At 69.3% G+C, this 18,368-nt stretch carries 15 protein-coding genes and 1 pseudogene; 9 read left to right on the top strand and 7 right to left on the bottom strand.

The genetic code is table 11. The features are described from left to right. Positions 1 to 8: 8 nt before the first annotated feature. The gene (locus ACGFNK_RS06310; protein WP_393412498.1) at positions 9 to 647 is read right to left on the bottom strand and encodes a LysE family translocator; all 639 of its coding nucleotides are present in this window, start codon (positions 645 to 647) and stop codon (positions 9 to 11) included. Positions 648 to 746: 99 nt separating this feature from the next. Here ACGFNK_RS06310 and ACGFNK_RS06305 point away from each other — a divergent pair, with 99 nt between their 5' ends. Next, positions 747 to 1,400, top strand: coding sequence for a hypothetical protein (locus tag ACGFNK_RS06305; RefSeq protein ID WP_393412496.1), 654 nt, complete (start codon positions 747 to 749; stop codon positions 1,398 to 1,400). Between the two features lie 50 nt (positions 1,401 to 1,450). Here the strand turns inward: ACGFNK_RS06305 and ACGFNK_RS06300 are convergent, their stop codons facing one another. Both ACGFNK_RS06300 and ACGFNK_RS06295 read right to left on the bottom strand, forming a co-directional pair. Then, complete coding sequence (locus ACGFNK_RS06300; protein WP_393412494.1) at positions 1,451 to 1,696, bottom strand: DUF397 domain-containing protein; 246 nt, start codon at positions 1,694 to 1,696, stop codon at positions 1,451 to 1,453. A 9-nt stretch (positions 1,697 to 1,705) separates the two neighbouring features. Beyond that, positions 1,706 to 2,557 carry a helix-turn-helix domain-containing protein gene (locus ACGFNK_RS06295; protein ID WP_393412493.1) on the bottom strand — a complete coding sequence of 284 codons (852 nt, stop codon included), beginning with the start codon at positions 2,555 to 2,557 and terminating at the stop codon, positions 1,706 to 1,708. A 226-nt stretch (positions 2,558 to 2,783) separates the two neighbouring features. On the opposite strand from ACGFNK_RS06295, the gene ACGFNK_RS06290 reads away from it, so the two are divergent. The 4 genes and pseudogenes from ACGFNK_RS06290 to ACGFNK_RS06275 all read left to right on the top strand — a co-directional run bounded on the left by ACGFNK_RS06290 (position 2,784) and on the right by ACGFNK_RS06275 (position 8,175). Then, entirely contained in the window at positions 2,784 to 3,218 is a 435-nt protein-coding gene (locus tag ACGFNK_RS06290; RefSeq protein ID WP_393412492.1) for an ATP-binding protein, read from the top strand. A gap of 459 nt (positions 3,219 to 3,677) precedes the next feature. Further along, positions 3,678 to 4,322: a CBS domain-containing protein gene (locus ACGFNK_RS06285; protein ID WP_393412491.1), complete on the top strand. Its 645-nt coding sequence runs from the start codon at positions 3,678 to 3,680 to the stop codon at positions 4,320 to 4,322. Between the two features lie 452 nt (positions 4,323 to 4,774). Beyond that, positions 4,775 to 6,076: pseudogene (locus tag ACGFNK_RS06280) on the top strand (DUF4158 domain-containing protein); the annotation flags it as partial. A 380-nt stretch (positions 6,077 to 6,456) separates the two neighbouring features. Beyond that, positions 6,457 to 8,175: an LPXTG cell wall anchor domain-containing protein gene (locus tag ACGFNK_RS06275; protein WP_393412489.1), complete on the top strand. Its 1,719-nt coding sequence runs from the start codon at positions 6,457 to 6,459 to the stop codon at positions 8,173 to 8,175. A gap of 270 nt (positions 8,176 to 8,445) precedes the next feature. On the opposite strand, the gene ACGFNK_RS06270 is transcribed toward ACGFNK_RS06275, so the two are convergent. Both ACGFNK_RS06270 and ACGFNK_RS06265 read right to left on the bottom strand, forming a co-directional pair. Further along, the gene (locus ACGFNK_RS06270; RefSeq protein WP_393412487.1) at positions 8,446 to 8,841 is read right to left on the bottom strand and encodes a nitroreductase family deazaflavin-dependent oxidoreductase; all 396 of its coding nucleotides are present in this window, start codon (positions 8,839 to 8,841) and stop codon (positions 8,446 to 8,448) included. Positions 8,842 to 8,891: 50 nt separating this feature from the next. Then, positions 8,892 to 10,403, bottom strand: coding sequence for a CehA/McbA family metallohydrolase (locus ACGFNK_RS06265; RefSeq protein ID WP_393412485.1), 1,512 nt, complete (start codon positions 10,401 to 10,403; stop codon positions 8,892 to 8,894). 227 nt (positions 10,404 to 10,630) lie between these two features. Here ACGFNK_RS06265 and ACGFNK_RS06260 point away from each other — a divergent pair, with 227 nt between their 5' ends. From ACGFNK_RS06260 to ACGFNK_RS06250, 3 genes are all read left to right on the top strand, one after another. Next, positions 10,631 to 11,476, top strand: coding sequence for an LLM class F420-dependent oxidoreductase (locus ACGFNK_RS06260; protein ID WP_393412483.1), 846 nt, complete (start codon positions 10,631 to 10,633; stop codon positions 11,474 to 11,476). A gap of 77 nt (positions 11,477 to 11,553) precedes the next feature. Next, complete coding sequence (locus ACGFNK_RS06255) at positions 11,554 to 14,139, top strand: bifunctional FO biosynthesis protein CofGH (RefSeq protein WP_393412481.1); 2,586 nt, start codon at positions 11,554 to 11,556, stop codon at positions 14,137 to 14,139. A 41-nt stretch (positions 14,140 to 14,180) separates the two neighbouring features. Further along, entirely contained in the window at positions 14,181 to 14,744 is a 564-nt protein-coding gene (locus ACGFNK_RS06250; protein ID WP_393412479.1) for a hypothetical protein, read from the top strand. A gap of 25 nt (positions 14,745 to 14,769) precedes the next feature. Here the strand turns inward: ACGFNK_RS06250 and ACGFNK_RS06245 are convergent, their stop codons facing one another. Continuing rightward, positions 14,770 to 15,288, bottom strand: coding sequence for a DUF2165 domain-containing protein (locus tag ACGFNK_RS06245; RefSeq protein WP_393412477.1), 519 nt, complete (start codon positions 15,286 to 15,288; stop codon positions 14,770 to 14,772). 272 nt (positions 15,289 to 15,560) lie between these two features. Between ACGFNK_RS06245 and ACGFNK_RS06240 the strand changes: the two genes are divergently transcribed. Continuing rightward, positions 15,561 to 16,676 carry an ADP-ribosylglycohydrolase family protein gene (locus ACGFNK_RS06240; RefSeq protein WP_393412475.1) on the top strand — a complete coding sequence of 372 codons (1,116 nt, stop codon included), beginning with the start codon at positions 15,561 to 15,563 and terminating at the stop codon, positions 16,674 to 16,676. Positions 16,677 to 16,684: 8 nt separating this feature from the next. Here ACGFNK_RS06240 and ACGFNK_RS06235 read toward each other — a convergent pair whose 3' ends face one another. Then, positions 16,685 to 18,256 carry a sodium:solute symporter family protein gene (locus tag ACGFNK_RS06235; protein WP_393412473.1) on the bottom strand — a complete coding sequence of 524 codons (1,572 nt, stop codon included), beginning with the start codon at positions 18,254 to 18,256 and terminating at the stop codon, positions 16,685 to 16,687. Positions 18,257 to 18,368: the final 112 nt, after the last annotated feature.

Raw genomic sequence — 18,368 nt, 5'->3', positions numbered from 1 at the left:
GATCCGCCCTACTCCTTTCGCCCCGTCGCGGCGACCGTGACGCCGAGGCCCACCATGGTGAGCCCGCCCACCCCGCCGACCAGGGACAGCCGCCGCGGTGACCGGGCGAACCAGCCCCGGGCGGTGGCGGCGACCAGCCCCCACACGCTGTCGGACGCCAGCGCGATGACATTGAAGACCAGGCCGAGCAGCAGCATCTGGGCCACGACGTTCCCTTGGGCGCGGTCGACGAACTGTGGCAGTACGGCGGCGAAGAACACGATGGTCTTGGGGTTGGCGATCCCCACCGCGAACCCCTCCCACAGCGTGCGCCGACCGCCGGCCGTGGCCGCGTCACCGCCGAACGCGGCCTGCAACGAACCCCGTTGCCGCCACGCCTTCACCCCCAGGTACACGAGGTAGGCGCCACCCGCCAGTTTCAGCGCGGTGAAGACCAGGACGGAGCGCTCCACGAGGGAACCGATACCCAGCGCCACGGCCACGACGAGCACGTACGCGCCAATCGTGTTCCCCACGACGGTGGTCAACGCGGCGCGACGCCCCTGCGCCAGCGCCCGCCCGATCACGAACAGCACGCTCGGACCGGGGACCACGATCAGCAGGAAGGACATGGCCGCGAAGGCGAGCAGTCGGTCGGTGGACACCATGGGGCCATGCAACACAGGGAGGGCGTACCGGTGCATCCCCTTTTCTCAGGGGACAGAGCCACGGCCGACGCGGCTGGCGCCGTTCGTCATACTGCGCGCATGCACTTCGGGGTGGTCGTAGCGGTCCTTTACTGCGTGCAGTTCAGCCGGGAACTGGGCGAGAGCGAAGTCGAGCGCATCGCTCGCATGATCCTGGAGCAGCCGTTTTACGACCTCACCACGGAGGAGGAGTACGCCTCGATCGAGGCGGCGCTCGTCGAGGACTCCTGGGAGCGGGACCTGTCCTGGCAGCCGCACGACGAGCCGTCCGTACGGGACTTCCTGCGGCGCCTGCTGGAACATCTGGACGCGCTGAGGCCGTGGCAGGAGCCGCCGTTCCGCGCTCTCGGGCTGGACCGCTGGGAGGAGTACAAACGCGGAACCCTGCTGGCTCACGTACGGCTGGACCTGCCGGGGAGGGACCCGATGCACGGGCGCCTGCGCTCTGTGCCCGGGGATGAGCACGAGCTGCGGGCGCTGGTGCTGCGTCTGAGGTCCGGGGACGAAGTCGCCTTGGTGGCACCGCCGTTGCCGGGCGGATACGACGCGGTACTGATGGCGGTGCGGCCGCACCGGCCCGCGGCGACGGTGATCGAGGCGTTCCTGACCCATACGGCATACCCGCGCGAGCGGGTGTCCCCGGCAGCCCGGCGCTGGTGGGAGGGACGGAGCGGCGGAACGCTGCCTCCGGGGGTGCACCCGCTGCGGGACTGAACGGGAGCGGCCCCTGGTGGGCCCTCCAGGGGCGGCCGTCCAGGCGTGCTTCAGCCGTGGTTCGGGCTCGCCTTCAGAGCGCGGAGGAGGGCGCTGAAGGCGGTGGGGGTGGCGGAGAGGATGGCTTGGGTGGGGTCGGCGCTTTCGGTTAGGTGGATGGTCTCGGGGGCGGCGGATATGTGGACGCAGGCTTCGCCCTGTGCGCAGTGGGACGACTTCTGCCAGGTGCTGGCTACGTGCAGGCAGGCTTCGCCTTCCTGACAGTAGGACGACTTCTGCCATTCGGATGCGGGCATGGGGTCCTTTCAAAGTTGTTGGACGAGATGGTGGATGAAGTCCCGTGACTTCTCCGGGGGCAAGGCGGCTGCCTCCACGACGTCGAGCAGCCGCCGGTATTTGTCCAGATGCGCTTCGGCGTCCAGGAGCACGGGTCCGTGGAACTGGTCCAGTTGCACGGTGTCCAACTGAGGGACCAGCCCATACGCGTAGTTGATCGACTGGCCTGAGCCGGGGAAGGCGCCGACATCGAATGGAAGGGCGCGGATCGTGATGTGGTCTCGTTCGCTCATGTCGAGTAGGTGCCGGAGCTGGGCGCCAGTCACCTCGGGGCCGCCGATCTTCATGCGCAGGGCTGCCTCGTGGATCACGGTCCGGTACGGGACGGGATTTGCCCGGTACAGGACGTCCTGCCGCTTGATCCGATACGAGACACGGTGCTCGACCTCGGGAGGAGTCGGCGCGGGGATCACATGGCGGAAGATCTCCCGCGCGTGATCGCTGGTCTGGAGCAACCCGGGGACGTGTGAGGTGAACGCAGTGCGCAAAGCTGTCGCATGATGCTCCAACTCGGCGAGGTCCAATAGTCCGGACGGGAGGATTCCGCGGTACTGCTCCCACCAGCCGCGTGTTCGGTCGCTCGCCAGGCTGACCAGAGCGTCAACGAAGGCCTGGTCGGAGCAGTCATACGTAGAGGCCATGGCGCGGATGCGCTCGGCGCTCACCCCGAACCGGGCTGTCTCGACGTTACTGAGCTGTCCAGAGCTGGTGCCCAACTGACGTGCGGCCTCGGTTGACGTCATCCCCGCGCGCTCGCGGAGCTTGCGCAACTCGGTGGCGACGCGAATGCGGCGAGCCGTCGGTGCCGGCCTGTCCGCCATGCAACTCCTCCTGAAACGAACCACGTTGGCGGGTGTCACCCACATGAGGGATTCTGCACTGATTCTCTTGGATTCTCGCAAGGGTGCTTTGCGGCTGCCCTATTGTCTAGGTAGGCGCCCCGCCCAGAAGTGCCCCGCTCGACGGAGCGGCGAGGTCACTGGGCAACCCATGCACGCAGACAACGCAGACCAACCGTCCAACTCCCCTCTGTAACCGGAGACTTCCATGGCAACCGTATCCCCGTCCGTGAACTACACCCTGCACCTTCCCCGAGACCCAAGAGCTCCCGGCATCGCCCGAGGAACCCTCAGGCTCGTTCTTGCCGCGCATGGCCTGTCCGAACTCACGCCCACCGCCGAGCTGTTGGCCTCGGAGCTGCTCACCAACGCCCACACCCACACCACCGGCCCGTACGCCCTGCGCATCCGCTCCATGGAGCCCGACCGCCTCATGGTCGCCGTGTGGGACACCGACCCGAGGGTGCCGGACGCCTTCAAGGAGGGTGCCCCCGTCGTCGTACCGCCGGAAGACGGCGAGCACGGGCGCGGGCTGCATCTCGTACGGGCGTGTGCGGACTCGTTGGGAGTTTCCGTGCTGCGGGAGTGGGGTGCCTCGAAGGGCGGGAAGCTGTTGTGGGCCGAGTGCGGGGAGGCGCGGTGAGTGGGACGGTGGGGGTCGAAGGCAACGGTGTGCCATGCCGGTCGTGGGCGCACGGCGCGATACTGAGAGGTGGAGTCATGCCCGTCCACCAGGAGCACGGGCTTGGGACTGGTGAGGTCGCATGTTGAGGGGTCGCGTATTCGCGGCTGAAGCCCGCAGCTCGATGACGCTGAGTGAGCGGTCAGGGGGGTGACCTGATCATCCCCGTCGAATGGCGCAAGGGCCAGGCGCCCAATGTCGCCAGCATCTACCGCGCACTAGGCCGCACCCCTGGCCGTGGGACCGCCGGCCTCCCCACCAGGCCGACGTCACTGGTCGCCGGAGCGGCGCGGTGCTGTCATGAATAGGGAAGACGGCGTGGACGAGCCGGCAGGGGCGCGGAGGCCGGCGCGCCGCGCGTGGTCTGCCCGGGCGGTCCGGCCGCGGCCGCCCCGTCGCATAGCGGAGGAGGCCGATGCCATGCTGTACCGCCGCACGGTCGGTGACGTGATGACCGAGGAAGTCGTCACCTTCCGCCCCAGCACACCGTTCCAGGAGGTCGCCGCCCTGCTGGACGCGAACGACATCGTCGCGGCCCCGGTCGTCGACGACGACGGCGCTCCCGTCGGCGTCGTGTCCGCGTCCGACGTGCTGCGGCACGAGACCGGCATGCCCGATCCGCAGGGTCAGGACGGGAACGACGAGCGCTCCTGGGGCAAGGCCCGGGCCCGAACCGCGGGCGCGCTCATGAGCAGCCCCGTGTTCACCGCCCGCGCCGACTGGACGATCCCCCGGGCCGCGCGGGAACTCCGCAGGCGGCACGTCAAGCAGCTGCCGGTGGTCGGCGACGACGGGCTCCTCACCGGCATCGTCACCCGCAGCGACCTGCTCGATGCCTTCATCCGCTCCGACGCCGAGGTCCGCAGCGAGGTTGAGCAGGACGTCCTGGGGCGCATCCTCGGCCTCGACGAGGGCACCATCGCGGTCGAGGTCCGGGACGGGGTCGTCACCCTTCGGGGACACGTCCCGGAACCGCGTCTCGTCCCGGTCGTCGTGGGCCTCTGCCAGGGCGTCGACGGTGTCGTCGCCGTGGACGCCCACCTCGCCGCCGCCCGGGCGGGCTGAGTGTTCTGCCCCCGGGAGGGCCGACCACCAGGTGCAGTCGAGCAGATACCGGCACGAGACCGCCCCCCCCCACCCACGATCACTCTCCGTCTATCGCATCTGATGCGTGAATTTCGGATCAGATGCGACCCGGGGGCACCTTCGCAGCTCAATCGCCCGACGGAGTGACGCACCAGCAAAGGCGCCGCCGCGACGCCTACCGTGGTTCCGCGCGCCGCGGAGGTAACGTCCCTGGTGGGACCGCTCGCCCGCGGTTCAGGGGTGACCTCTAGGTCGGGTGTCGCCTATTCGCAGCCGATGCAATTGGCGTCGGTAGGAACATCGGTACAGCGGTTGGCGCTGAGAACGATCATGAGCAGTGAGCGGTGAACTTCTAGCACGAGTGGTCTGCTTCCTGGGGCCCTTCGGCCAAAGATCCACGTTCTGTAGCGGCGGGTGGTTGGCTCCGCCGCATGCCGGTGGAATTTCTGACGGATGACCAGGCCGAGGCGTACGGGAAGTTCGTCGAGGAGCCGACGCGCCCGGAGTTGGAGCGCTTCTTCTTCCTGGCCGACGTGGACCGCGATCTGATCGCGCTGCGGCGTACGCAATACCACCAACTGGGCTTCGCACTACGGATGTACACGGTGCGCTACATCGGCAGGTTCCTCCCCGACGATCCACTATGCAGTGGGCTGGCTGCGGAAGCACCGGGTGCTGCTGCCCGGGGTGTCGGTGCTGGCGCGGCAGGTGTCCGAGGTCCGCGAGATCGCGGACAAGCGACTGCACACCACGGTCGCCAGGGCGGCCTGGCGGGCGGACCGGTCGCTGCCCACCGACCTGGTGGCGCTGCTGGAGACGCCGGAGGGCAGGCGGTACTCGTACCTGGAGGCCTTCCGCCGGCCGCCGACGAAGACCACCGGTACGGCGATGAAGCGAGCACTGGAGCGGGTGGACGAGAGCGCCGTGTACCGGCTGGGGCGGGTGAAGCTGGACAAGCTCCCACCGAACCGGCTCGCCGCGCTGGCCCGTTACGGCCTGGGGTCGAAGGTGACGAGCCTGGAGCGGGCCCCAGAGCCGAAGAGCACCACGATGCTGACCGCGGTGATGCAGCACCTGGAGGCCAAGGCGATCGACGACGCGCTGGAGCTGTTCACGGTGCTGATGTCGACCAAGCTGCTCAGCACCGCGAAGCGGCTCACGAACAAGGACCGCGTCTCCACACTGCCGCAGCTGGAGAAGGCGTCCCGCATCACGGCCCGCATCTCGAAGGTGTTCATGGAAGAGCTGGAGCACATCGAGGAGAGCGGCAAGTCGGTGGATGCGGCCGCGATGTGGAAGGCCCCGGAGGAGGTCGCGCCGAGGGCCCAGCTGTGGAGCGCGGCCGCCGCGGTGGCGAGCCTGGTCCCGGAGGACGACGACTCGGCGGAGATCGCGATCCGCGAGGCGCTGGCCAACCGCTACAACACGGTGCGCCCGTTCCTGTCGCTGCTCGGCGACACCAAAATGCTCGGCGCGGCCCCGGCCGGGGAGCGGGTCCTGGCCGCAGTCAAGGGCCTGCCCGCGCTCAGCCGTCGCCAGGTGACCAAGAAGCCGCTGCTGAGCGGGAGGTCGACGACAAGGTGGTGCCGCCGTACTGGCGCAAGGCGGTGTACGCGAACAAGGATCTGCCGCAGGGCGCGGTGGACCGCGACGCCTACGTGGTGTGCGTGCTGGAGCAGCTGTACCGGGCGCTGGTCAGCCGCGCCATCTTCGCGTCCCCCTCGCACCGCTTCCTGTGCTTCCTGTGCGGCTTCAGCCGCTCGGCCAGCGCGGGGCGGTGTGCGGCCGGAAGCATGTGATGGTTCGCGCCGTCGAGGTGGAAAGGGAGCCCGGGCGTGTCACCGGGGCACCGGGTCACGGGGTCACGGGGTCACGGGGTCACCGGGTCACCGGGTCCGGTGAGACGGTGCGACTGCGTCGCGGCGAAAAACGCTTGAGATGGCAACCTTTCTGCTCTGACTGGCCACTTAGGGGTGTACCGACGAGGGCGAGCCGTGGTCAGCGGCGCTACGCCTTCTGTGTCAACACCCGATCGGAGCCCCACGTGTCACCAGACGACCCGAGACCCGCCGAACAGCCGATGCCTTGGGGTCGCACCCCCCGCCGTAGCCGGATGCGCCGGCGCTTTGTCGCGGGGGCGGTGGCGGTGCTCGCCGCCTCGGTCGGCGTCGGCGCCCTGGCGCCCAGCGCGGGCGCCGAGCCGACCGTCGACATCAGTGTGAATGCCGGTACCTCCCTGGGCACGGTGCCCAGCAGTGGTGTCGGCCTCAACACGGGCTTCGGCGACGAGCACATGGGGGACCCCAAGGTGACATCGCTGATGAAGGCCGCGGGAGTTCGGCAGCTGCGCTATCCCGGCGGCTCCGGCGCGGACGACTACCACTGGAAGACCCACACCTCCGGCGACGGCAGCGGCTGGATCCCCTCCAACACCGACTTCGACCACTTCATGGCCACCGCGAAGAAGGTCGGCGCCCAGCCGATCGTGACCGCGAACTACGGTTCCGGTACCCCCCAGGAGGCCGCCGACTGGGTCAAGTACGCCAACGTCGACAAGGGTTACGGCGTGAAGTACTGGGAGATCGGCAACGAGGTCTACGGCAACGGGCACTACGGCGACGGCAAGGGCTGGGAAACCGACAACCACGCCGACAAGAGCCCGACGGCGTACGGGAAGAACCTGGTCGCCTACGCGAAGGCGATGAAGGCCGTGGACCCGAAGGTGAAGATCGGAGCGGTGCTCACCACCCCCGGCGGCTGGCCGGATGCGGAGAAGGCTCCCGGTGACACCGCCGACTGGAACAACACGGTGCTCTCCATCGCGGGAAGCTCGATCGACTTCGTCATCGTCCACTGGTATCCGGGCGGCACCACCACTGCCGACCTGCTGAACACCCCCTCCCGGATCGCCGGTGTCAGGTCCTCGCTGCGCTCGCTGATCGCCAAGTACACGGGCTCGCGCGCCGCTTCGGTGGAGATCGCGGTCACCGAGACCGACGCCGTCGGCTCGCCCGCCTTGACCAGCCAGGCCGCAGCCCTGTTCGCGCCGGACACCTACATGACCTGGTTCGAGCAGGGTGCCACCCACGTGGACTGGTGGAACCTGCACAACGGCTCGGGCGAAGCACCCACCACCGTCCACGGCGAGACCGACTACCAGGACGGGGGCATTCTCTCCGCCGGAACCTGCGCCGGGGGGAAGTGCGAACCGCCGCGCGACACGCCCTTCCCCACCTACTGGGGCATCCGCTCGCTGACCGCACTGGCGAAGCCTGGCGACACCATGGTCAAGTCGTCCTCGCGCAACTCGTCGGTTGCCGTGCACGCGGTGCGGAGCAGCAACGGCGGTCTGAACGTCATGCTGATCAACAAGAGCCCGAAGAACGCGGCGCAGGTGTCGCTCTCGTACGCCGGATTCACCCCGGCCGCAGGGGCGGTCACGACCGTTTCGTATGCCAAGGGAGACACCGGCCTGACGACGGCGAAGCGGGGCACGGCGGGCGCACAGAAGCTGCCGCCGTACTCGATCACGACTCTTCAGCTGAAGCCCGCGTCGGGGACTGCCGGCGCTGACAAGCCGTCGCCCGCCCCCACACCGACCGCCGCCGCGCCGGTTGTCTCCGCCGCCGGCACGACCGGCACCCGTGCGCAGGCGGAGAACGGCGCACCCGTCAGCCGGCCGACCCCGAGCAGCAGCACGTCCGGCCCCCTGGCTTCCACCGGGGTGAGCAACGCTGTCACGTACAGCGCCCTCGGTGGCCTGCTGGTCATCGCTGCCGGCGGCGTGCTGGTGCTTCGCGGACGTCGCCGCAGGGCTTTGCACGGGAAGTGAGACCGCGTGAGTGACTGACGGCCCGGCAGCAACGCCACCCACCCGTGGCGTGCGCGCCGGGCCGTCGGCCTCCGCGCCGGCGGTCAGGAAACAAACAAGGCCCGGGTCGTAGACCTGGACCTGGCCTGCCTCGGCACCGGTCCCGACCCGTGGGGCGGCCCACGGGCCGCGTTCCGGGCCACCGTGGAACTGCCGCGCGAGGACTTCGCGATGAACTGACTTTCGTGATCCACAGGTGGTAGATCCGTAGGCCCGTGGTTCAATAGCCCCTCAATCCTGCAGATCCACCCGCACCGTCAGCAGATTCGTGCCGACCGCCCGCACCGCTGCGCTGTTCATCCGCGGCAGGGACCTGAGACGGGCACGCGCGTCGTCCTCGGGCAGCAGATGCGCGGTTCCGTGGTGCCAGCGTCCCTTGATGCGGACCCGGACTCTCGGGTTCGCCTGGATGTTGCGTACGTACTGCGACTTCTCGCCGTACTCGGAGACGATCCAGAACTTGTCCCCGACCCGGCTTCCGCCGAGCGGGGTCCGGCGCGGTTGCCCCGACTTCCGCCCCGTGGTCTCGAGGAGCGTCTGAAAGGGCAGTTGTCTGGACAGCGGGTTGGCGACCCATCGCTGGAGCGATGTGACGGCGCGGAACTTGAGTTCGTTGTAGCGCGACATAAGGCCCTGGTCCTCCTCGTCGGTGACCCGAGAAGTCTCTCAGGAGACCCCTACCGCCCCAAGAAGATCGGGTTCGTGAACGCCGCCAGCGCCCCCGGAAGCGGTGCCACCGCCGCCTCGTGACGCAGTTCCGCCCGTACGTACGCCGCGTACTGGGCCGTCGTACGCCACTCCACCGTGCCGGAGCCCGAGACCGGCAGGACGGGGCTGGTGTGCAGGACGCCCTGGTCCGTGACGAAGCGGGCCGTGCAGCGGGGGGCGCCGGTGACGTCCAGGCGGACTGTGACCGGGTCGTCGCGGTCCACCTTCAAACGGCCGCCGATTCCCGCGTGTTCGCCCTTCGGGCCGTACGCGGTGAAGTCGAGCGAGACCGACTTGGACTCGGCGATGTAGGAGCGGCCCGCCTTCAGGCCCTCCTGGATGGACTCGCGGGTGAGGTCGTCGGCGAGGACGACCGTCTGGGGGGTGCCGACGGGGTCGGGGTGGCGGTGGGCGTCGCTGTTGCCCATCGCCGGGATCCAGCCGCGGCCCTCGCGGACCGAGGCGACCAGCATGCCGTCCCAGTCGGCCAGGGAGACCTCGTCGTCGGGGCCGTACGGGCCGTTCCACACCTCGACCACGTCCGCCTCGCCGAAGCCGAACTTCCAGTTGCAGCCGATGCACGTGGCGTGCGGGTGGGCGGGGACGACCAGGCCTCCGGAGCGGCGGATCTCTCGCGCGTACTTGCTGAAACGGTTGTCGCGGGCGCGGTAGCGCCAGTCGACGAACGTCCCGGGGTCCGTGCCGAGCGCGACGACATGGCCGTTACGCGTCGTGACCTCCTCGCCCAGCAGGATCAGCAGGTCGTCGCCCGCCACGTCGGCCCAATGGGCGTGCGCGGCATGGGTGTTGTGCTCGGAGGTGTTGATGAAGTCCAGGCCGGCCTCGCGGGCGAGGGCCGCGATCTCCGCGGGGGTGCGGCGGCCGTCGGAGTACCAGGAGTGCAGGTGGCAGTCGCCGCGGTACCAGGCGCGACCGCGGCCCTTGGCACGGTTGGGCGGGTACTTCGGCTTCACGGCGGCGCCGGGTTCGCCGTAGGTGAGCGTGATGGTGATCTCGTACGGGAGACCCTGCGGGGCCACGGTGTAGGGACCCAGCGCGATGTACCAGGTGCCCTCGCGGACCGGGCCCGGGATATAGCCGGGCGTGGCGTCGTCGGCGCGGATGAAGAACTCCGTGCGCGCCCCGCCCGACCAGCCGCGGAAACCCCTGCCGCCCAGTTCCGTGCCGCGCTGGTCGAAGATGCCGATGTCGAGCGCGTTGCCCACGGTGCCGGCCGGGACGGAAGGCTTCTCGTAGGTGTACGCGACCTTGATCTCCCGTACGCCGTCGGGGACTTCGACCGGCAGGTACACGAAGTCGGGTGAGCCGGTGGGCAGTGTGCCGCGCACCGTCCTCGTCTCGTGGTCCGCTGCTGCGTCGGCAGCCTCGCTCGGAAAACTCACGCTTCCCAACGTAAGCGTGGCGGCGGCTCCCGTCACGAACAGGGCGCGTCTGCCGATTCCGTGGTCGTCCTCGCACATGCTGCTGCTCCCAAGGTGTGGGTGTGGCAGGGGATGGCACGTACCAGCTTCGTATTGAGCCGTGAACTCCTGTGCAAGGGAAGGGAATCGGCAGCTTTCATCGGAGCTTCCACGGAGCGCTTCCCATGGCTTCCGAGACGTTTCCGAGGTGCTTTGGAGGCACGCGTCGCAGGCACGTCCGACCGGTCGGTATGGACTCCGGGCGTTTGTCACGCTAGGAAGGCCTCATGCGGATCTCCACCACGATCTTCCTCACCGACGAGACCATCAGCCCGACCCTGCTCGCCCGCGAGCTGGAGCAGCGCGGTTTCGCCGGGCTCTACCTCCCCGAGCACACGCACATCCCGGTCGAGCGGACGTCGCCGTACCCCGCGGGCGGTGAGCTGCCGCCCGAGTACGGCCGCACCCTCGACCCCTTCGTCGCGCTCGGTCAGGCGGCGGCTGTCACCACGGGACTCGGTCTCGGCACCGGCATCACCCTCGTCGCCCAGCACGATCCCATCGACCTCGCCAAGCAGATCGCGACGCTCGACCACCTCTCCGGCGGCCGTTTCACGCTCGGTGTCGGCTTCGGCTGGAACGTGGAGGAGGCCGCCGACCACGGCGTCGACTGGCGTACGCGGCGGGAGCTGGGCCGGGACCGGATGGCGCTGATGCGGGCGCTGTGGTCGCCGGAACCGACGGCGTACGAGGGCGACTTCGGGTCCGTGCGCGCCAGTTACGCCTACCCCAAACCCGTACAGAAGCCGCGCGGGCCGGTCGTCGGGCCGCGGACGCTGATCGGGGGAGCGGCCGGGCCGAAGCTCTTCTCCCACATCAGTGAGTACGCGGACGGCTGGCTGCCGATCGGTGGCCGCGGGCTGACCGAGTCGATGCCGGTCCTGCGGTCCGCCTGGGCCGAGGCGGGCCGCGACCCCGAGGCGCTCCAGGTCGTGCCGTACGCCGTGCTGCCCAGCTCCGGCAAGCTCGCGCACTACGCGGACCTCGGCATCGAGGAGGTCGTGCTGCAACTGCCGCCGGCCGGCGAGGCGGAGGTACTGCGCGTGCTGGACGACTACGCGAAGTACGTGTAGTGGGGCATGGGGCCGGGCCGCGCTACTTGTGACACGGCCCCAGGAGTGCCTGATCGATGCGACCGTATGCTCGAAGGATGACGACTTCCGCGAGCTCCGGAACCGGGCCCACCGCGAACGCCATGCGGCGGGCCCTCAAACGCGCCCGCGACGGCGTCGCGCTCGATGTCACCGAGGCGGCCGTGCTGCTTCAGGCGCGGGGCGAGGACCTGGACGACCTGGCGGCGTCGGCCGGGCGGGTGCGGGACGCGGGCCTGGAGGCCGCGGGACGTGCCGGCGTCATCACGTACTCGAAGAGCGTCTTCGTCCCGCTCACCCGGCTGTGCCGCGACAAGTGCCATTACTGCACCTTCGTCACCGTTCCCGGCAAGCTGCGGCGGGCCGGGCACGGGATGTTCATGTCGCCGGACGAGGTGCTCGACATCGCGCGGCGCGGCGCCGAACTCGGCTGCAAGGAAGCCCTGATCACCCTCGGCGACAAGCCAGAGGAGCGGTGGCCCGAGGCGCGGGAGTGGCTGGACGCGCACGGGTACGACGACACCATCGCGTACGTCCGCGCCATCTCCATCCGGATCCTGGAGGAGACGGGGCTGCTGCCGCACCTCAACCCCGGCGTCATGTCGTGGACCGACTTCCAGCGGCTCAAGCCCGTCGCGCCCAGCATGGGCATGATGCTGGAGACGACCGCCACCCGGCTGTGGTCCGAGCCGGGCGGCCCGCACTACGGCTCGCCCGACAAGGAACCGGCGGTGCGGCTGCGGGTGCTGGAGGATGCGGGGCGGTCGTCCGTGCCGTTCACCAGCGGTCTGCTGATCGGGATCGGGGAGACGTACGAGGAACGCGCCGAGTCGCTGTTCGCGCTGCGCAAGGTCTCGCGGGCCTACCACGGCATCCAGGAGCTGATCATCCAGAACTTCCGCGCCAAGCCGGACACGGCGATGCGCGGGATGCCGGACGCCGAGCTGGACGATCTCGTCGCCACGGTGGCTGTCGCGCGGCACATCATGGGTCCTTCCGCCTGCCTCCAGGCGCCGCCCAATCTCGTGGACTTCGAGTACGGGCGGCTCATCGGCGCCGGTATCGACGACTGGGGTGGTGTCTCGCCGCTCACCATCGACCACGTCAATCCGGAGCGGCCCTGGCCGCAGATCGACCAACTCGCCGAGCAGTCGGCGGCGGCCGGCTTCGAACTGCGTGAACGGCTGTGTGTGTACCCGGAGTTCGTACAGCGCGGCGAGCCCTGGCTGGATCCCCGGCTGCTGCCGCACGTACGGGCCCTGGCCGACCCGGAGACCGGCCTGGCGAACCCCGACGCTGTCGTCCAGGGCCACCCGTGGCAGGAGCCGGACGAGGCGTTCACCGCGTCGGGCCGTACGGATCTGCACCGCACCATCGACACCGAGGGACGTACGGGCGACCGCCGGAACGACTTCGACGAGGTGTACGGAGACTGGGAGGCGCTGCGGGAGGCGGCGGCGCCCGGGATGGTGCCGTCGCGGATCGACACGGACGTACGGGCGGCGCTCGCGACGGCGGCCAACGACCCGACGCGCCTGACCGACGACGAGGCGCTGGCACTGCTGCACGCCGACGGCCCGGCGCTGGACGCCCTCACCCGGATCGCGGACGACGTCCGCAAGTCGGTGGTCGGCGACGACGTCACGTACATCGTGACGAGGAACATCAACTTCACCAACGTCTGCTACACCGGCTGCCGTTTCTGCGCCTTCGCCCAGCGCCGCACGGACGCCGACGCCTACACGCTGTCCATGGACCAGGTCGCCGACCGCGCCCAACAGGCCTGGGACGTCGGGGCAGTCGAGGTCTGTATGCAGGGCGGGATCCACCCCGACCTGCCCGGCACCGCGTACTTCGACATCGCGCGGGCGGTGAAGGAGCGCGTCCCGGGGATGCATGTCCACGCCTTCTCGCCGATGGAGGTGGTGAACGGTGCTACCCGCACCGGGATGTCGATCCGCGAATGGCTGACGGCCGCCAAGGAAGCGGGCCTCGGCTCCATCCCCGGCACGGCCGCCGAGATCCTCGACGACGAGGTCCGCTGGATCCTGACCAAGGGCAAGCTGCCCACGGCGACCTGGATCGAGGTCGTGACGACCGCGCACGAGCTGGGCATCCGCTCCTCGTCCACGATGATGTACGGGCATGTGGACCAGCCCCGCCACTGGCTCGGCCATTTCCGGACGCTGTCGCGGATCCAGCAACAGACGGGCGGTTTCACGGAGTTCGTGACGTTGCCGTTCATCCACACCAACGCGCCCGTGTACCTGGCGGGCATCGCGCGCCCCGGCCCGACCACGCGCGACAACCGCGCGGTGACGGCCATGGCCCGGCTCCTCCTCCACCCGCACATCCCCAACATCCAGACGAGTTGGGTGAAGCTGGGGACGGAAGGGGCGGCTGAAATGCTCCGCTCGGGCGCGAACGACCTCGGCGGCACGCTGATGGAGGAGACGATCTCCCGTATGGCGGGCTCGTCGTACGGCTCGTACAAGTCCATCAAGGACCTGATCGCGGTGGCGGAGGCGGCGGGCCGTCCCGCCAGGCCGCGGACGACGCTGTACGGGGAGGTCCCGGAGGAACGGCAGCGGGCCGCGTCGGCATCGGACGGGCATCTGCCGGAGCTGCTGCCGGTGTTGGACTGAGACTGGACTGAGCTGTCCCATCGAGCAGGGGGAGGAGGTGCGTGCCCGTGCCCACCCGACGAAGGCTGCCCCGACGACGGCTGTCCCCTTGGGTCTGGGTCACCGGGCTGACCCTCGGCGCCGTCGTGGTGGTCGCCGCCCTGGCCGTACGCGCCGAGCAGGCGGCCCAGCCGAAGCCGACCGCCTCCGCGAGCCCCTCCGCCTCGGCGAGCCCGTCCGCGCCGGTGGCGGTACCGGACGACTCGGGCACGGGGCGGCGCGTCGTCTACTCCCTCGGCCAGCGGCGGGTGTGGCTGGTCGACTCCGGCAAGGACGCCCGCCGTACGTTCACGGTGTGGCCGGGCTCGGTGAGCCCACTGCCCGGCACGTACACGGTCACATTCCGCAATGCCTCCGCGACCGGCTACGACGGGGTGCCGATCGAGAACGTCGTCTACTTCTCCACCCGCTCCGGCGTCTCGATCGCCTTCTCCAACGCCGAGGACGGCTCGTCGCCCCCGCCCGCCCCCGGAGTCGAGACGGGCGGAATCCGCGTGCGCGCCGCCGACGGGGACGCGATCTGGGATTTCGGTACGACGGGGACGACGGTTTCAGTGGTCGAGTAGGCGTCCGGCAGAAGAGCAGTTCCGGTTATCGCTCGGTGTCCTTGACCGCCCCCGGCAGATGCACCACGAGCAGCACCACCCCGCTCAGTACGAAGACCCGGAGAGCCGCGTCCAGGCCGTTCCAGTCCTCCGACTGCCACATGGAGAACCACTCGCCGCCGATGGCGATGAAACCGGCGCCGAAGAGGAGCATCGTCATGAGCAGGCCGGCCGTGCTCGCGCGGCGGGCGCGTGTGAGGTCCATGCTGCGCAGGCCCTTGCCGTAGAGGGCTGTGGCCGTGATGAGGACGAGGGCGGCCAGGGTCTCCCAGGCGATGATCGCGATGTAGGCGATGTCCTGGAGGGTGCGGGACTCGATCGCGCGCCACATCAGGTCGTCGTCCTTGAAGGTGGTGTCCATGGCCAGGACATGGCGTACGAACTGCTGGTTCGTGCCGTAGTCGGTGATGTTGCCGAACGCGACCAGCGCCATATAGAGGGCGACCGTGCCGGTGAGCAGGGCCGCCGTGACGGGGAGTGCCCGTCCGCCTCCGGTCTTTGTCATGAAAGTCCCCCTGAAGTCTCCACTGATATCCCCCTGAAAGTCCGGCTGTGATGGGTCAAGTCCCTTAAGAGGCAAGGGCGTTGGCCTCTCGTCTATTCCCCGCTTCCGCCGTCTTCCCACTTGATTACGCACACCTCGCACTGCTGCACGTTCCCGCCCAGAATTCGTAAACCGTTCCGGCCCTCAACCGACTGTTCCCATTCGATTACAGTGCTGAGCTGTCAGCCGTACGGGACGGTAGCCGTACGGGACGGGATCTTCAGGAGGCCTCGGTGGGTGCGACGTCCGGTGCCGTCTGGGGGCGTGCCGAACAGCAGGACTTCCGTAGCCGGGTGCGAGGCACACTGCTGGGCGCGGCCCTCGGTGATGCGCTGGGCTCGCCGGTCGGGGACCTCTCGGTGGACGAGCTCCGCGTGGAGTACGGCCCGGAGGGCGTCATCGACCTGCCCTTCGGCCACGGCAGCCGTGGCGCCGTCTCGCATCTGACCCAGCTCACCCTCTTCAGCCTCGACGGGCTCATCCGTGCCCAGGTCCGCCGGGACACGGGCGCCTGGCACCCGCCGACGGACCTGCACCGCGCGTACCTGAGATGGGCGGCCACGCAGCACGACTGGGGTCCCGACGAGCGCCGCAAGGAGGACGGCTGGCTGGCCCGCGAGGAGTGGCTGTACGCACGCCGCAACCCCGCCCGCGCCTGCCTGACCGGCCTCGCCGACGACATGATGGGCACTCTGGACGCCCCCAAGAACCTGGAGGAGATGGGCGCCGAGGCCGCAGCCCGATCCGCGCCCTTCGGACTGCTCGTCGGCTGGGAGCCGCAGCTGGTGATGCAGCTCGCCGTCGAGTGCGCGGCGCAGACCCACGGCCACCCCACCGCCTACCTGTCGGCAGGCGCGTACGCCCTGATCGTGCACGGACTGGCCCGCGGCGAGAGCCTCGACGCCGCCGTACAGCGCTCGCTCCAGCTGCTCGCCGACTGGCCGGGGCAGCAGCCGGTGACCGACGCTCTGCAGTACGCGCTGGGGGCCGTACGACAGGGCATGCCCACGCCGGCCCGGATCGAGGAGCTGGCCGGGGCGGGTACGGCGGAGGGGCTGCTGTCGGTCGCTGTGTACTGCGCGCTGGTCGGCGAGGACACCCGGCACGGGTTGTGCCTCTCGGTGAACCACGGCGGCCCCTCGGGCGCCGCCGGAGCGCTCACGGGTGCCCTGCTCGGCGCTCTGCACGGTGAGACGGCCCTCCCGCCGGCCTGGCTCGCCGAACTGGAGGGCCGTCCCACGATGCTCGTCCTCGCCGACGACTTCGCGATGGAGATGACCCAGGGGCCCGCGCTGCACGGACCGGCCGGGTCGTCGCCGGGCTGGCTGGCCCGGTATCCGCGGGCCTAGGGGACTTCTCAGTCCTTGACCGGCGCCCCCACCACACCGTCCGCCGCCCCCGCCGGAGTCGGGATCGCCGCAGCCGCCGAACCCGAGCCGTCGTCATCGTTGTTGATCTTCGCGAGTACGGCGTCGCGCTCCGGGGTGTCCTCCGGCTTCACGTATCCGATGAGGATGTAGAGGACCAGCGAGACGGCGAGCGGAACCGAGACCTGGTACTGGAGCGGGACGCCGCCGTCGACGTTCCAGTGGATCGGGTAGTTGACCAGCCAGAAGGTGACGAGGCCGACGCCCCAGCTGATCAGCGCGGCCGTCGGGCCGCTCTTGCGGAACCAGGGCAGCAGGCCCAGCATCAGCGGGATCGCGATCGGGCCCATCAGACCGGCGACCCACTTGATGACGACCGTGATGATGTCGCCGAAGAAGTCGGAGTTGACCTGCGTCGCGATGGCCATCGACAGGCCGAGGAAAAGCAGCGTGGCCCAGCGCGCGGCCAGCAGCCCCGTCCGGGTGTCCCACTCGCGCACCTTCCGGGAGACGGCGGGCATGATGTCGCGCGTGACGACGGCGGCGATCGCGTTGGCGTCCGACGAACACATCGCCATCGTGTGCGAGAAGAAGCCCACGATCACCAGGCCCAACAGACCGTGCGGCAGCAGCTGTTCAGCCATCAGCGCGTACGAGTCGGCCGGTACGTCCGTCTGGATGATCAGCGGCGCCACCCACATCGGGAAGAACAGCACCAGCGGCCAGACCAGCCAGAGCACGGCGGACAGCGAGGCCGAGCGCGTGGCGGACTTCGCGGAGTCCGTGGCCATGTAGCGCTGGGCCTGGTTCCACATGCCGCCGTTGTACTCGAAGGTCTTGATGAAGAGGTACGCGATCAGGAAGACCATCATGTACGGGCCGGCCAGCGGCTTGGTGTGCCCGTCCAGCGCGGGCTCGTCCCAGACGCTCCACAGCGTGCTGAAGCCGCTCAACTCGACCATGACGGCGATCAGCATCGCGATACCGGCGACGAACTGGATGATGAACTGCCCGAGTTCGGTCAGCGCGTCCGCCCACAGGCCGCCGACGGTGCAATAGACGGCCGTCACCGCACCGGTGATGAGGATGCCCATGTTGAGCGAGACCCCGGTGAACACCGACAACAGCGTGGCGATCGCCGCCCACTTGGCACCCACGTCCACGATCTTCAGCAGGACGCCGGACCAGGCGAGAGCCTGCTGCGTGGGCAGGTTGTAACGGTTCTTCAGATACTCCAGCGGCGACGACACATGCAGCCGTGCGCGCACCCGGTTGAGCCGGGGCGCGAAGAGGCGGGCGCCGATGGCGATGCCGATGGCGATGGGGAAGGACCAGGTGACGTACGAAGTGACGCCGTACGTATAGGCGATGGCCGCGTAGCCCGTGAACATCACCGCGCTGTAGCCGGACATGTGGTGCGAGATGCCGGACAGCCACCACGGCATCTTGCCGCCGGCGGTGAAGAAGTCGCTGACGTTGTCGACGCGCTTGTGGGACCAGACGCCGATCGCGACCATCACACCGAAGTAGCCGATCAGCACGGTCCAGTCGAGACCGTTCATATGCCCCCCTCTTAGGGTCGTGAAGCGCCCGCTCATCGTCAGTTCGCTGACATGGCGGCGACAACGGCCCGTATCGTCAAGAGGAGGTAAAATAGTTCTGCTTACTGACCTC

This window comes from Streptomyces sp. NPDC048825 (assembly GCF_043198355.1).
In the GTDB taxonomy this organism is placed as follows: domain Bacteria; phylum Actinomycetota; class Actinomycetes; order Streptomycetales; family Streptomycetaceae; genus Streptomyces; species Streptomyces xiangluensis.
This window is presented reverse-complemented; position numbering and strand designations above follow the sequence as displayed.